The organism is Mycolicibacterium vulneris (genome assembly GCF_002104765.1).
Classification (GTDB): domain Bacteria; phylum Actinomycetota; class Actinomycetes; order Mycobacteriales; family Mycobacteriaceae; genus Mycobacterium; species Mycobacterium vulneris.
Genome location: NZ_NCXM01000114.1, coordinates 1 through 342 on the forward strand (window position 1 = coordinate 1; position 342 = coordinate 342).

At 62.6% G+C, this 342-nt stretch carries 1 protein-coding gene; it reads right to left on the reverse strand.

Annotated elements, in window-relative coordinates; all coding sequences use genetic code 11:
• The coding region (gene msrB, locus B8W69_RS29605) for a peptide-methionine (R)-S-oxide reductase (protein WP_085293156.1) at positions 1–259 on the reverse strand (259 nt) is incomplete at its 3' end.
• Positions 260–342 lie beyond the last annotated feature (83 nt).

Consider the following 342-nt stretch of genomic DNA (forward strand, 5'->3'; position numbering starts at 1 on the left):
GGCTGAAGTCGTCCAGTTCGCGGACCGCCTCGGCGTCCACCGGCTGGAAATAGCTCGGCCAACCGCTGCCGGAGTCGTACTTGGCGTCGGAGTCGAACAACGCCGTGCCGCAGCAGGTGCAATGATAGATCCCGGGGGTCTTGGTGGCGTGGTATTCGCCACTGAAGGCGCGTTCGGTACCGCCCAGGCGACAGATGTGGAACTGCTCTTCGGTCAACTCCTCGCGCCAGGAGTCCAGGGGTTTGTCGATCTTGCTCATCGGCTCTACCTCGCGATCTGAAAAATGCCCGGCGCTCCCTTTTCCGGGGGACGGGCCGCACGTATCATGCGTGCTCCTTATAG